This is a genomic window from Pseudomonas sp. HY13-MNA-CIBAN-0226, from assembly GCF_040310305.1.
GTDB lineage: Bacteria > Pseudomonadota > Gammaproteobacteria > Pseudomonadales > Pseudomonadaceae > Aquipseudomonas > Aquipseudomonas gregormendelii.
Genome location: NZ_JBEOPS010000462.1, coordinates 1 through 251, shown reverse-complemented (window position 1 = coordinate 251; position 251 = coordinate 1). Strand labels below are relative to the sequence as shown.

Here is a 251-nt window from a genome sequence, read left to right as displayed (position 1 = left end):
GCCTACCCGTGCAAACCTCGGTGGTTTTCATCCCTGAGGCTTACCGCAAGCCGCTCGATTGGCTGCTCAAGGGTGAACGCGATCTTGAGTTGCGCCCGTTGCAGCTGTGCGACTTTCATCACCGCCCGGTCCTGGGCCTGTATGCGCGCCAGCACCGCCAGTTGATGGACATCGAAAAGCGCCTGCGCGCTGCCGGGGTCGATGTCTACGAAGGTGACGTGCGCCCGCCGGAGCGCTACATGATGGAGCGC

Annotated in this window: 1 pseudogene; it reads left to right on the top strand. The window is 63.3% G+C overall.

Features of this window, described 5'->3' with window-relative positions:
* Nucleotides 1-251: pseudogene (locus tag AAEZ05_RS29520) on the top strand (DNA polymerase II); the annotation flags it as partial.